This window comes from Mesorhizobium sp. f-mel, assembly GCF_053850215.1.
The window spans coordinates 74105-86992 of record NZ_JBSPTO010000013.1; the positions used below are offsets into that span (position 1 = coordinate 74105).

The following is a 12888-nucleotide window of genomic DNA, read 5'->3' on the forward strand; positions in this document are numbered from 1 at the left end:
GCCATGCTTCGGCAGAAGATGCGGCGCGAGCGGCGAAGGATAGTGAAAACGCGTGGCGCATGGCTGCCGGTCGGGAGGAACTGCTGTCTTTGGTGATCTACCGTGAGCACCTGAAGACGAAGGCCGGAAATTATTCATGACCACACAACAAATCATCCTTGAAGAGATGACACCGGGGCACCTGGAAGGTGCTGTCGAGTTGTCTCGCCAAGCTAAATGGCCGCATCGCCGCGAGGATTGGGAGTTGGTCCAGTCGGTCAGCCGGGGGATCGTCGCTCTGGAAGAAGAACGCGTGGTGGCGACCATCATGATGACGCCCTATGGCGACGATGCCGCCACCATCAACATGGTGATCGTCGATGCGGCCATGCGCGGCCGCGGGCTCGGCCGGAAGCTGATGGAGGAGGCGCTTGCCAAGGCAGGGGAGCGCACCTGCTATCTGGTGGCGACGCAGGAAGGACTCCCGCTTTATGAGAAGCTGGGTTTTGTCGCGACTGGCAAGATCGTGCAGCACCAAGGCGTGGCGCCGTCTGTCGACGCACAGAAGAATGTATCCTGGAGCGAAAACGGCGACCACGCTCGCTTTGTCACTCTTGATCGCGCCGCGTTTGGTCATGATCGGTCGGCGCTCATGCGGTCGTTGCGCGGGCGCGCGAAGTTCGCCGTCATTCGCGATCGAGGTGACGTCCAGGCCTTTGCGGCAATCCGTCGGTTTGGTCGTGGAATGGTCATTGGGCCGGTGGTGGCGAGAAGCAATTCCGAAGCACGGAACCTGATCGACTTCCTGCTGGCCGACAGTGCCGGCGAGTTTGTCCGTATCGACACCGACGAATCCACAGATCTCGGCGAATGGCTCACCCGTCGCGGGCTGGCTCGCGTCGGCGGCGGCATAGCGATGCGACGAACCGCAGGCGAGCTGAAGGACGAAACCACACCACACCGGACTTATGCTCTCGTCAGTCAGGCACTACGCTGAATCGGAGGAAGAAATGCTGGCAAACTCACTGATCGAACTCGATCGCGCACATCTGGTTCACCCGTTTTCATGCTATCGGAGCCACGAGGAAACCGGTGTGCGGGTGCTCAAATCCGCCAAGGGCGCGATGGTGACCGATGCAAGCGGGAAAACGCTGCTGGACGGATTCGCGGGTCTATGGTGTGTAAACATCGGATACGGGCAGGAAAGCGTCGTTGAGGCAGCGGCCAAGCAGCTAAGAGAGCTTCCCTATGCGACGGGATATTTCGGGCTGGGGTCCGAGCCTGCCATTCGTCTTGCTGCCAGACTTGCCGAACTGGCGCCCGGCGATCTGAACCATGTCTATTTCACGCTGGGCGGTTCCGACGCAGTCGACAGCACGATCCGTTTCATTCGCTACTACTACCATGCCAAGGGTACGCCGCAAAAGGACCAGTTCATCTCGGTCGAGCATGGCTACCACGGATCCTCGACGGCAGGGTCCGGTCTGACCGCGATCCCCGCTTTCCATACGGGCTTCGGCGTGCCTTACGACTGGCAGCACAAGATTCCCTCGCACTACGCCTATCGCAATCCGGTCGGTTCCGATCCGCAGACGATTATCGACGCATCGGTCGCGGCCCTGCGCGCCAAGATCGCGGAACTCGGCGCGGACCGCGTTGCGGCCTTCTACGCCGAACCCATTCAGGGTTCGGGCGGAGTCCTCGTTCCACCAACAGGCTGGCTGAAGGCCCTGCACGCCGTGTGCAAGGAACACGACATTCTGTTCGTTGCCGACGAAGTCATCACTGCCTTTGGCCGCACCGGCCCGCTCTTCGCCTGTGACGAGGACGATGTGGTGCCGGATTTCATGACCACGGCGAAGGGACTGACCTCGGGCTACGTGCCGATGGGCGCAGTCTTCATGTCGGACCGTGTCTACAATACGATCGCGGATGGAGCCGGCAAAGCGCCTGTCGGCCATGGCTACACCTATTCAGCCCATCCCGTGAGCGCGGCGGTGGGGCTGGAATGCCTGCGTCTCTACGAAGAGGGCTTGCTCGAGAACGGGCGGAAGGCCGGGAAGCGCTTGATGGAAGGCCTTCGCTCGCTCGCCGACCACCCGCTGGTTGGCGATATTCGCGGTCGCGGCATGCTCGCCGCGGTCGAGTTGGTCACCGACAAGGAGCGCAAGACGCCCCTGCCGGTGGCAGCCGATCCGGGTCGCCGTATTTTCGACCGCGCATGGGCGAACGGCCTCGTCATCCGCGCCTTCAACAGCGGCATCCTGGGCTATGCGCCGCCGCTCTGCTGCACAGAGGACGATATCGATGGAATCCTCGAACGCACGCGGATGACGCTGGATCAAACCCTCGAAGACAAGGACGTGCGGGCAGCAATGAAAAGATGATCGTCCAGACTGCCGCCGCATGCGCGGGGCAGCCTCTTCCTCATCTGTCGAATATGGCGTCGAGCGGCAGGTGAGATTTCACGATAGGGGATTTCAGCACGACGAAGCTGAAATATTTGTCGATGCCGATGTCCATTTCGACAAGGCGCTCCATGACCGTCTGGTATTCGGTGATTCCCGCTGTGACAAACTTCACCAGGTAGTCGTAGCCGCCTGAAACAAGATGGCATTCGATGACGGAATCGATCTTCTCGACGGTGGCAAGAAACCGCGCGAAGTCGTTCTGTCGATGGTTCCTGAGCGTGATCTCGGTGAAGACCGTCAACGTCTGCCCGAGCTTGGAGACGTCGATCTGGGCGGAATAACCGGTGATGAAGCCTTCCGCCTGAAGCTTCTTGACCCGCATCAGGCAGGGGCTCGGTGACAGATACACCAGCTCGGCAAGCTCGACGTTGGATATGCGCCCGTTCTTTTGCAGCTCGGAGAGAATTTTGATGTCGATCTTGTCGAGCTTCATCAGAAACCTGTCACACGTTCGAACCGCGGATCGCCCGGCAAACGGCGTCCGTTACGTCCTGCGTGGTCGCGGTGCCCCCAACGTCCGGCGTCAACACGCCTTCACTCGTCACCGTTTCCACGGCGCGCATCAACCGGGCAGCCGCTTCGCTTTCGCCCAGATGGTCAAGCATCTGGGCAACGGTCCAGAAGGTGGCGACAGGGTTGGCGATCCCTTTGCCGGCAATGTCGAACGCCGAGCCGTGGATAGGCTCGAACATCGAGGGATAGCGCCGCTCGGGATCAATATTGGCGGTCGGTGCTACACCGAGGCTGCCCGCAAGCGCGCCTGCAAGGTCCGACAATATGTCGGCGTGAAGATTGGTGGCGACGATCGTATCGAGGCTCCGTGGTTTCAGCGTCATACGCGCCGTCATAGCATCAACCAGCATCTTGTCCCACGTGACGTCCGGGAATTCCGGTGCCACCTCGGCGGCGATTTCGTCCCACATTACCATGCCGTGACGCTGCGCGTTGGATTTCGTAACAACCGTCAGGAGCTTTCGCGGCCGTGACTGCGCCAGCCGGAATGCATAGCGCATGATGCGGGTGACGCCGACGCGCGTGAAGATCGCGACCTCGGTTCCGACTTCCTCAGGGAGGCCGCGATGGGCGCGGCCGCCGTGGCCCGAATACTCGCCCTCGGAATTCTCCCGCACGATCACCCAATCCAGATCGCCGGGGCTAACGCCTGCCAGCGGAGAAGCAATGCCCGGCAGTATCCTGGTCGGCCGCACGTTCGCGTACTGATCAAAGCCCTGGCAAATCGGCAGCCGGAGGCCCCAGAGAGTGATGTCGTCGGGCACATCGGGAGCACCGACCGCGCCAAAGAAGATAGCGTCGAAACGCTTCAGTTGCGTCACACCGTCCTCGGGCATCATCCGACCATGGGCCTTGTAGTAGTCTGAGCCCCAGTCGAAGTGCTGGACGCGCAGCTTGAAGTCGCCGCAGCGCTCTTCAAGTGTCTCAAGCGCCTGGAGACCGGCGGCAATGACCTCTGGGCCGATCCCGTCCGCCGGAATGGCCGCAATCTCATATTCGCGCATCGTCACTTCCCCATTGTTTTCAGTGCTGGCCGCCTCGCGGCCTCGATCTCGTGTGCGACCGGTTGGACGTTGGCAAATCGGTCTTCTCAGAATTCAGCGACCTTGCCCCACGCAGCGGTCTTTAGACGCTCCGGCCGATAAGGATGTGGATCGACAATAGGCTCGCTGCCGGTGATGATGTCGGCGATCATATGCCCGGCGCCGGGGCCAATCCCGAAGCCGTGACCGCTAAATCCCGCCGCCAGGATGAAGCCCGGAATCCCCTCGATTTCACCGACTGCGGGAATGCCGTCGGGCGTGCTGTCGATATAACCCGCCCAGGCATCGGAGATCGCGACGCGCTTGAGTTCGGGCATCAATTCGCAGGCTCGTCGATATGTCAGCCGAATCTGCCTCATGTCAGGTTTGGGGTCGAGAATCCGATTCCGTTCCATTGGTGTTACGTCGTCAAGTGCCCATTTCCTCAGGCTTTCATGACCTTGACGCCAGCCCTCGAACGCTCCCGGGGCCAGACTGCGCCAGCGGCGGGCGAACATGGGCACGAACTCGCGGCTGAACCTGAGCTGCTGCGGCGTTGGATCGACTCGCGCCCGCCCGCTGATCGCCAGCGTGTATCCACCGTTGCCGCGCCGCGTCAGCGAGACGCGCGCGGTATGCAGGGCATCCGGCAGGCCATTTGCGCCCGGCGCTACGGCTAGAATGGACTGACGCACGGCAGCTTGCGGGAAACGAACACCAAGCTGGTTGCAGAAGGAAGAAGCCCACGCGCCTCCGGCCATGACCACGGTCGTTGTCCGGATGGTTCCCGCTTCTGTAACGACGCCGCTGACCCGGCCGGCGCTCAACTCTATGCCGCGAGCCGCGCAATATTGATGTACGGAGCCGCCAGCCGCCATGATCCCACGCGCGGCTACAGGTACCGCCCTCGAGGTGTCTGCCGTTCCGTCGGTCGGTGAGAAAACGCCGCCCTTCCACTTGCAGCCGGTCGCTTTACCCCGTTCGGTGGCTTTTTCCGCGCTCAGCATATGCGTCGTGACGCCGACCGTCCTTGCAAAATCGCGCCACTTTGCCCAACCTGCGAGTTCATCGTCGTTCTGCGACAAATAGAGCAGCCCGCAACGGCGAAAGCCGGTGTCTTCGCCAGTCTCCTGCGCCACTTTTTCCCAGAGATCGAGGCTCTTGGTTGCCATTGGCAACTCGCGCGCGTCACGGTTCTGCTGGCGGCACCAGCCCCAGTTGCGGCTGGACTGTTCGGCGGCAACGCGCCCCTTCTCCAGCAGGGCAACGCTGACGCCGCGGCGTGCGAGATAATATGCCGTGAATACGCCTACCACACCGCCGCCGATGACGACGACGTCCGCCTCGCGAGGCAGGGATGGGCTGGAATCGATGTGCATGAGCGGTGCGGGCATGGATGGGGACTCCGGTAATTTGAAGCATCCTAACCTGCCGCATGCAAAGGCAGGCTGCAGAGTTTGTGTCTTGACGGAATATCGTGCGGTTAGCAGCCCCTAGGACAGGCAATTGTTGCGCGAAAGCTCGCTGTCGTCCCACCTCACCGGGGCAAGCAGGAGTACACTTCATGGAATCGCGTCATCTACGCCATCGGCTATTCAGGGCGCGGCTCGCGATTGTCGAGCCTGCTCGGCAGTCCCTTGGCCGACATTGCGATGGGCCGCACGCATAACGATCCGGTCGACCGCATGGCCTGGCACACGGTGTCGATGCACGCCGGAAGCCCTGGTTCCTGCCCGTCGTGGGCGCGTATTACCGCATGAAGGATATGATTGCCGGATCATGTCGCGGGCCCCGAACAGCTGCAGAGTGAAATGCCGAACTGGACGTTCATTTCAGAAGTTCCTGCCGCCCGAGGGCCAAGTTTCGATGACTCTGCGGAAACAAAACAGTCAAACTGGCTGAAAGAACGGAGCAACCCTTCCTTATGGCAGGCAAGCTCCAGAGGACTTCCGATAGGCATGGCTTACGCCTTCGGAGAGTTCTCCAAGAAAAGGGAACAGTGTCCGGTACATGGACCGGATTTCATCAAGGGAGCCGCCAGGATGAGCAGAATCCGTTTCTCGCAGCCTCAGGGCGCGAAGCGCCGAGATGGCCAGACGACGGCCGCTACGGTGAGGCGCTTCTGCTCAAAGGGCGATGATCCAGTCCGCAACAACGTGGACCCGTTCGGTTTAAAGGGGAGGTGATCTCGATGGTCGCAAGCATCCAGGCTGTAGCCCCCCACGATGTGGCGCTTTCGATACGCGACCTCACGGTGAATTTGCCGGAAGGCATGGAACGGACCCATGCCGTCGAGAACATCTCCTTTGATCTGAAGCGCGGCCAGATCCTGTGCATCATCGGCGAATCCGGATCGGGAAAGTCTGTCACAGCCAATGCGATCATGGGGCTTCTGCCCAAGGTGATCCGCGTCTCCTCGGGCGCCATCCAGCTGGATGGGATGAACATCATAGGCCTGTCGCCCGACAAGCTGCGCAGCTTGCGCGGCCGGGTTGTGTCGATGATTTTCCAGGATCCGCTCTCGGCACTCAACCCGCTGATGACGGTGGGCGCGCAGATCGACGAAGTCATGGCGGCGCATGGCGTCGGCACCCCGAAATCCCGTCGCGGCCGCGCTGTCGAGTTGCTGACCGAGGTGGGGCTGCCCGACCCCGAACTCATGTATCATCAGTATCCGTTCCGGCTTTCTGGCGGGCAGCGGCAGCGGGTTATGATCGCCATGGCGCTGGCGCTTGAACCCACGATCCTGATCGCGGATGAACCGACGACCGCGCTCGACGTGACCACCCAGGCACAGATTCTGGAGCTGATCCGCGACATTCAGCGCCGCAAGGGAATGAGCGTCATGTTCATCACCCACGACTTCGGGGTGGTGGCCGAGATCGCAGACAGTGTCGTCGTGATGGAGAAGGGCCACATCGTCGAACAGGGTAGCGCTCAACAGGTCCTGAAGTCGCCCAGCCATCCCTACACCCGGCGCCTTATCGCAGCCGTCCCCCACCTGACCGGCGAGGACCGCATTCCTCTGGAGACGGCCAACAAAGCCCCGATCCTGAAGGTCGAAGGCCTGGTGAAGACCTACCGCAGCGGCAGTGCGCTGTTCGGCAAGGAGCGCGTCGTGCCCGCCGTTAACGAGGTCTCGTTCGATCTGGCGCCCGGGCGCACGCTGGGCGTCGTTGGCGAGAGCGGTTCCGGCAAATCATCGCTGGGCCGGCTTCTGATCAAGCTGCTGGACTGCGACGGCGGCGGGATTCTGTTCGAGGGCCGCGACATTGCCAAGCTTTCCGAAGCCGAGTTCCGCCCGCTGCGGCCGCGGGTCCAGATGATCTTCCAGGACCCCTTCGCGTCGCTCAACCCGCGTTCGACTGTCGGCCACATCCTGACCGTTGGCCCAGTCGCGCACGGGATGCCCTATGCCCAAGCGCGTGAAGAAGCGAAGGCGCTTTTGGCTCATGTCGGGCTCGATGCCGGCGCCTTTGGTCGCTTTCCGCACGAATTTTCCGGTGGGCAGCGCCAGCGCATAGGCATCGCCCGCGCGCTGATGTTCAAGCCGAAGCTGCTGATCGCCGACGAGGCGGTCTCGGCGCTCGACGTCTCGATCCAGGCCCAGATACTGCAGCTTCTGGACCAGATCCAGCGAGAGACCGGCGTATCGATGATCTTCATCACCCACGATTTGCGCGTCGCCAGCCAGATCTGCGACGAAATCGCAGTGATGCAGAAAGGGCGGATCGTGGAACGCGGTCCCCCCTCGCAAATCTTCCTCGACCCGCAATCAGCCTACACGCGTGAGCTGGTGGCGGCGATTCCTGGAGAGCAGCCGGGATCTACCCGTCCGGTTGCAGCAAATGGGTAAGAGCCACGGCGGATACCGCCAGAACAAGGGGAATTCCAATGACTGAACGCTCAGACACCAGATCAAACTACTCGCGGCGCGATGCCCTGCGATTGATGGCGATAGGCGGGGCGGCAGGCCTCATTGCGCCCAATCTGTTGGGCAAACCCGCCTTCGCCCAGAACTCTCCAGCGAGCCCAACCGGCCGCGTCGTCGTCGGATTTTCGCAGGAACCCACCGTCTTCAATCCACTGATGCCGCATACCGAGTGCGACGACGCTGTGCATTTCTCAGTGTTTGATGCACTCGTTCGCATGGACCCCAAGGGCGTTCTTCAACCCAATCTTGTGGTCGAAGTGCCCAGCCAAGACAACGGCGGCATTTCAGAGGACGGACTTGTGTGGCGCATTCGCCTGCGTGATGACGTCCGCTGGCACGACGGCGAGCCCTTCACTGCCGATGACGTGAAATTCACTCTCGAGCTCATCACCAATCCGAAATTCCGCGCGTGGCGCACGGCGGGCCATTCGCTGGTGCGCGATATCAAGGTGGTCTCGCCGACCGAGCTCACTTGGCGGATGGAGGAGGCTTTCGCCCCCTACCTGTCGTTTCTCGCCGAAACCTTCATGGTGCCCAAGCACATCCTCGAAAAAGAGGCCGACCCCAACGCCGCCGCCTTCAATCAGGCGCCTGTCGGCACTGGCGCATTCAAGTGGGCGCAGCGCATCGCCGGCGATCATATCGAACTCGTCGCGAACGCGGATTATGCCGGGGAGGGCCCCTATTTGGAGCGGCTCGTCTTCAAATACATCCCCGACATGACGGTGCTCTACACCCAGTTCAAGAGCGGCGACATTGATCTTGTCGACCAGGCATTCATAACCGCCGACCACTACGCGGAAGCCAGCAAACTATCGGATCGCGTGGTCATGTTGGAGCGCGGGGCATCGGTCGAGTCGATCTATCTCAATCTTGAGAAGCCGCAATTCAAGGACCCGGCGGTCCGCCAGGCCCTCTACGCAGCAATAGATAGGAAAGCGATCCTCGAAGGACTTTATTACGGGGTCCACTCCCCCACCGAGACGTTCATGCCGCAGAATTCCTACTACTACAATCCGAACCTGCCGGCGCAGGAGTTCAACATAGAGCGCGCGCGCCAGATCCTCGACGAGGCCGGCTGGGTACCCGGAGCCGATGGAATACGGGTAAAGGACGGGGTGCGTCTGTCGTTCGCCAACTCCACCACCTCCGGCAACCACCTGCGCGAGCAGACGCAGCAGTTTCTGCAGCAGACATTCGCCGAGATCGGGGTGGAGATGACCATTTCGAACCTGCCGGCCGCCGTCATGTGGGGCGATTTCTGGCTCAAATCGCAGTTCGAGTCAGCGATCTCCGGCGTAACCAATGTCATCGCGGGCGACCCCGACGTGTCCAACCGCCTGCACACCAAGGCGATCGTTGCGAAGGGCGGAAAGGGTTCGAACACAGGCCAGTACTCCAACCCGGAGGTCGATGCGCTGCTCGAGAAGGGTACCCGCACCTTCGATCGGGAAGAGCGGCGCGCCATCTATCTGCGTGTGCAGGAAATTGTTCGTCAGGATCTGCCGTTCCTGCCTCTGTTTGCCTACGCCAATGTGTTCGGCCGTAAGGAAGGGCTGGAGGGTTTCGAGGCAAATTCCAACGCCCGCGTCGCATCCTGGCATGCCGCCGGATGGCATTGGAAGGGCTGACATACTTATGCCGCCGCCGCCTTGCGGCGGCGGCCAGTCATCGGCGCTGTCTTGAAAGAGGAGAGTTAAATGCGCGGCTTCCTGCTCAACCGGCTCTCACAGAGCCTCATCCTGCTCCTCATCGTCTCGGTCATCGGGTTCCTCGTCCTGAACCTGCTGCCCGGGGGTCCGCTGGCGCAATTCGGGCTCGATCCCGGCATGACGCAGGACGATCTCGATCGGCTGAAAGAGCAATTGGGGCTAAACCGTCCTCTTTTAATTCAATATCTGGACTGGGCCGGCCGCCTTGTACAGGGTGACTGGGGCCACTCCTTCCGCGATGGCGCGCCTGTGCTGACAGTGATTGGCCGGCACGTCTTTGCCACGCTGCTGCTGATGGGTACGTCCACCGCGATCGCAATCGCCATCGGCACCTGGATCGGCATTCGCGGCGCCACGCACCGCTATTCGCTGTTCGACCACGTGGCGACGGTAGGCGCCATGGTCGCGCTGTCGATCCCGACCTTCTGGTTCGGGCTCGTCGGCATCTACATCTTCTCCCTGCGGCTGGGCTGGCTGCCTGCAGGCAACATGTACACGATCGGCGACGGTTCGGTCCTCAACTACCTGCATCACCTGATCCTGCCAAGCATCGTGCTGTCGCTGGTTCATGTCGCGATCTGGAGCCGCTACATGCGCACTGCGACGCTCGACGCCATCAGCCAGGATTTCGTCAAGACCGCCCGCGCCAAGGGCCTGAGCGAGCGCCGAGTCATAATGAAGCACGTCGTCGGCAATGCGCTTTTGCCGATGATCACACTGGCCGGGGTGCAGCTTCCCAGCATCCTGACCGGCGCGCTGGTGACCGAGACGGTGTTTACCTGGCCGGGCATGGGGCGGCTGTTCCTGGACAGCCTCGGCTACAGCGACTACCCGGTCGTGATGGGACTGCTGATGTTCTCGGCCATCCTCGTCATTCTGGGCAACCTGATCGCAGACATCGCCGTGGCAATCGTCGACCCGCGCATTCGTCTGGGTTGAGCGCGAAACTGGAGGCAGCCGAAATGACCGCTCTCGCCGCAAATGCAGGACCAAGCCGCTGGTGGCGCAGCCGCACGGTGCGCCGTTTCACGAGCCATCATCTGGCGTTGCTGGGGGTGGCGATGATCACGCTTCTCACGCTGGCATGCGTCTTCGGGCCCTATCTCCTGCCCTATGATTCTCTATACATCGATTTGCGCGCCCGCTTTTCACCGCCGCTGACCGGCGACCACTATCTCGGGACCGATCCTTTGGGCCGCGACGTGGCGGCGCGACTGTTCATGGCGGGGAGGACCTCACTGCTGGTGGCCTTCTTCGCCATGCTGCTGTCGACGCTGATCGGAACTCTCGTCGGTGTGATCGCGGGCTACCGTGGCGGCTGGATCGGCGCAGCGCTGATGCGCACGGTCGACGGCTTCCTGTCATTCCCCTCCATCTTCCTGCTGCTGGCCTTGGCCGCGGCACTGAAGCCGAGCCCCGCCATGGTCACCGTCATCGTCGCTGTCACCAGCTGGATGGAGGTAGCCCGAATTGTCGAGGCCGAGGTACGGTCATTGCGCGAGCGCGAGTTTGTGCTGGCCGGGCGCATGCTGGGGCTGAGCGGCACGCATATCATGTTCCGCGAGATCCTGCCCAACGCCATGGGCCCGATCATCGTGGCCGCTACGCTGACAGTCGCGCGCGCGATCCTGCTGGAAGCCTATATCAGTTTCCTGGGTTATGGCATTCAGCCGCCGCTGCCCAGCTGGGGCAACATGCTCGAGGGCGCCCAGCAGTATCTGGACAGTGCGCCCTGGCTGGCGATCATCCCCGGGGCCGCCATCACGATCGCCGTGACCAGCTTCAACTTCATCGGCGACGGGTTGCGCGATGCGCTCGACGTGCGGGACGACCGTGTCTGATCTCGCCGGCAAAGGCGGACCACTCCCGATCCCGAAAACCAAGCGAGAAGTGACGTGACACAAGTACACGAGCCGAAAGTCGCCGACAAGAACACGCCCTACTGGTGGGAAGCGGCATCCGTCATGCCGCTGCCGCCGCAGCCCCTGGTCAAGAAGCTCGACGTGGTGATCGTCGGCGCCGGCTACGCCGGCCTTTCAGCTGGGCTTGCGCTGGCGCGCGAAGGACGCTCAGTTGCAGCTTTTGATGCGATGAATCCGGGCGAGGGGGCCTCGTCGCGCAATGGCGGAATTACCAGCGGTAGTATCCGGTTGGACTATGCTACGATCACCCGGCGCTTCGGTGAAGAGAAGGCCATGGCGATCGAGGCCGAGGGCAAGATCGCGCGCGAATTCCTTTATGATTTCATCAGAACGGAAAAGCTCGACTGCGACTTCAAGCTGGTTGGCCTTTTCAAGGGCGCCATCGGATACGAGCAGTACGAGAAGATGGCCCGCGGTGCCGAGGCGTTGGCGAAGAAACTTGGGATCGAGTCTTACCCCGTTCCATATGCAAAGCAGCGCAACTACATCGGCACCGATTTCTATCGCGGCGGCATGGTCCGGATGGACATCGGCGGGCTGCACCCGGCCAAGTTCCACGCTGAGCTCCTGCGGGTGGCCCTTGCTTCCGGTCTGATGGTGCATTCGAACACGCCCGTGACGTCGATCGAAAGGGCTGACTCCGGGTTCCGCGTCGTGACTTCGGCCGGAACTGTGCAGGCGCGGCAGGTCCTGGTCTGCACGAACGGCTATACCGATGGCGCCAATCCCTTCCTTCGCCGCCGCCTCGTCCCGGTTCGCAGCCGGATCATCGCGACCGAGGAACTCGCGCCTGAAGTGATGGCGCGCCTGACGCCGAAGCTGATGATGATGAGCGAGGGCCGTGAACTGGGCTTTTATTACCGGCCCTCGCCGGACGGCAGACGCATCCTGCTGGGCGGGCGCGACAGCTCCCGTGTAGGTGATCCAGCAGCCCCCACGCTCCGTCTGCGCAACGGGCTGGTCGAACTTTTCCCGGAACTGGAGAATGTTCGACTTTCGCACAGCTGGTTCGGCAATGTGGCGATGCACCGCGACATGCTGCCCCGCATCTTCGAGAACAACGGCGTGGTCTATGCCACCGGCTTCTGCGGTTCTGGTGTGGTCTGGGCGCCATGGATTGGCACGCGTGCAGCCCACAAACTGATGGGACCTGGCGGGCAGGCGCGCACCGCGTTCGATTTCCGGCCGCCTGCGGCCATCCCGCTCTATCGTGGCAATCCGTGGTTCATGCCGGCCGTTATCAAGGGCTACGCCCTGCAGGACCGAATCGCCTGGTGGCGCGCCAGCCGCTGACACCACTGCAAAATCGCGCGAGACATGTTGTTGCCGGAGAGC

The 12888-nt window shown here is 61.9% G+C and carries 10 protein-coding genes; 7 read left to right on the forward strand and 3 right to left on the reverse strand.

Going from position 1 to position 12888, the window contains the following annotated elements:
* Window positions 1-136 precede the first annotated feature (136 nt).
* Window positions 137-976, forward strand: a complete 840-nt coding sequence (locus ACWUKX_RS17465; protein WP_456008114.1) for a GNAT family N-acetyltransferase — start codon at window positions 137-139, stop codon at window positions 974-976.
* A gap of 13 nt (window positions 977-989) precedes the next feature.
* Complete coding sequence (locus tag ACWUKX_RS17470; protein WP_456008115.1) at window positions 990-2366, forward strand: aminotransferase class III-fold pyridoxal phosphate-dependent enzyme; 1377 nt, start codon at window positions 990-992, stop codon at window positions 2364-2366.
* 40 nt (window positions 2367-2406) lie between these two features.
* On the opposite strand, the gene ACWUKX_RS17475 is transcribed toward ACWUKX_RS17470, so the two are convergent.
* From ACWUKX_RS17475 to ACWUKX_RS17485, 3 genes are all read right to left on the reverse strand, one after another.
* Complete coding sequence (locus tag ACWUKX_RS17475; RefSeq protein WP_029352587.1) at window positions 2407-2883, reverse strand: Lrp/AsnC family transcriptional regulator; 477 nt, start codon at window positions 2881-2883, stop codon at window positions 2407-2409.
* Window positions 2884-2893: 10 nt separating this feature from the next.
* Window positions 2894-3967, reverse strand: a complete 1074-nt coding sequence (locus tag ACWUKX_RS17480; protein ID WP_456008116.1) for a tartrate dehydrogenase — start codon at window positions 3965-3967, stop codon at window positions 2894-2896.
* Between the two features lie 86 nt (window positions 3968-4053).
* Entirely contained in the window at window positions 4054-5379 is a 1326-nt protein-coding gene (locus ACWUKX_RS17485) for an NAD(P)/FAD-dependent oxidoreductase (RefSeq protein WP_456008117.1), read from the reverse strand.
* A 797-nt stretch (window positions 5380-6176) separates the two neighbouring features.
* On the opposite strand from ACWUKX_RS17485, the gene ACWUKX_RS17490 reads away from it, so the two are divergent.
* From ACWUKX_RS17490 to ACWUKX_RS17510, 5 genes are all read left to right on the forward strand, one after another.
* Window positions 6177-7841, forward strand: coding sequence for an ABC transporter ATP-binding protein (locus tag ACWUKX_RS17490; protein WP_456008118.1), 1665 nt, complete (start codon window positions 6177-6179; stop codon window positions 7839-7841).
* Between the two features lie 38 nt (window positions 7842-7879).
* Entirely contained in the window at window positions 7880-9550 is a 1671-nt protein-coding gene (locus ACWUKX_RS17495) for a peptide ABC transporter substrate-binding protein (protein WP_456008120.1), read from the forward strand.
* Window positions 9551-9619: 69 nt separating this feature from the next.
* A complete protein-coding gene (locus ACWUKX_RS17500) occupies window positions 9620-10570 on the forward strand; it encodes an ABC transporter permease (RefSeq protein WP_287330390.1) in 951 nt (316 codons plus the stop codon).
* A 23-nt stretch (window positions 10571-10593) separates the two neighbouring features.
* A complete protein-coding gene (locus ACWUKX_RS17505) occupies window positions 10594-11472 on the forward strand; it encodes an ABC transporter permease (protein WP_456008121.1) in 879 nt (292 codons plus the stop codon).
* Window positions 11473-11595: 123 nt separating this feature from the next.
* Window positions 11596-12846, forward strand: a complete 1251-nt coding sequence (locus ACWUKX_RS17510) for an NAD(P)/FAD-dependent oxidoreductase (RefSeq protein ID WP_456008122.1) — start codon at window positions 11596-11598, stop codon at window positions 12844-12846.
* Window positions 12847-12888: the final 42 nt, after the last annotated feature.

Coding starts and splice junctions, on each gene's coding strand:
- ACWUKX_RS17465 (WP_456008114.1), top strand. CDS start 137: ATGACCACACAACAAATCATCCTTGAAGAGATGACACCGGGGCACCTG.
- ACWUKX_RS17470 (WP_456008115.1), top strand. CDS start 990: ATGCTGGCAAACTCACTGATCGAACTCGATCGCGCACATCTGGTTCAC.
- ACWUKX_RS17475 (WP_029352587.1), bottom strand. CDS start 2,883: ATGAAGCTCGACAAGATCGACATCAAAATTCTCTCCGAGCTGCAAAAG.
- ACWUKX_RS17480 (WP_456008116.1), bottom strand. CDS start 3,967: ATGCGCGAATATGAGATTGCGGCCATTCCGGCGGACGGGATCGGCCCA.
- ACWUKX_RS17485 (WP_456008117.1), bottom strand. CDS start 5,379: ATGCCCGCACCGCTCATGCACATCGATTCCAGCCCATCCCTGCCTCGC.
- ACWUKX_RS17490 (WP_456008118.1), top strand. CDS start 6,177: ATGGTCGCAAGCATCCAGGCTGTAGCCCCCCACGATGTGGCGCTTTCG.
- ACWUKX_RS17495 (WP_456008120.1), top strand. CDS start 7,880: ATGACTGAACGCTCAGACACCAGATCAAACTACTCGCGGCGCGATGCC.
- ACWUKX_RS17500 (WP_287330390.1), top strand. CDS start 9,620: ATGCGCGGCTTCCTGCTCAACCGGCTCTCACAGAGCCTCATCCTGCTC.
- ACWUKX_RS17505 (WP_456008121.1), top strand. CDS start 10,594: ATGACCGCTCTCGCCGCAAATGCAGGACCAAGCCGCTGGTGGCGCAGC.
- ACWUKX_RS17510 (WP_456008122.1), top strand. CDS start 11,596: ATGCCGCTGCCGCCGCAGCCCCTGGTCAAGAAGCTCGACGTGGTGATC.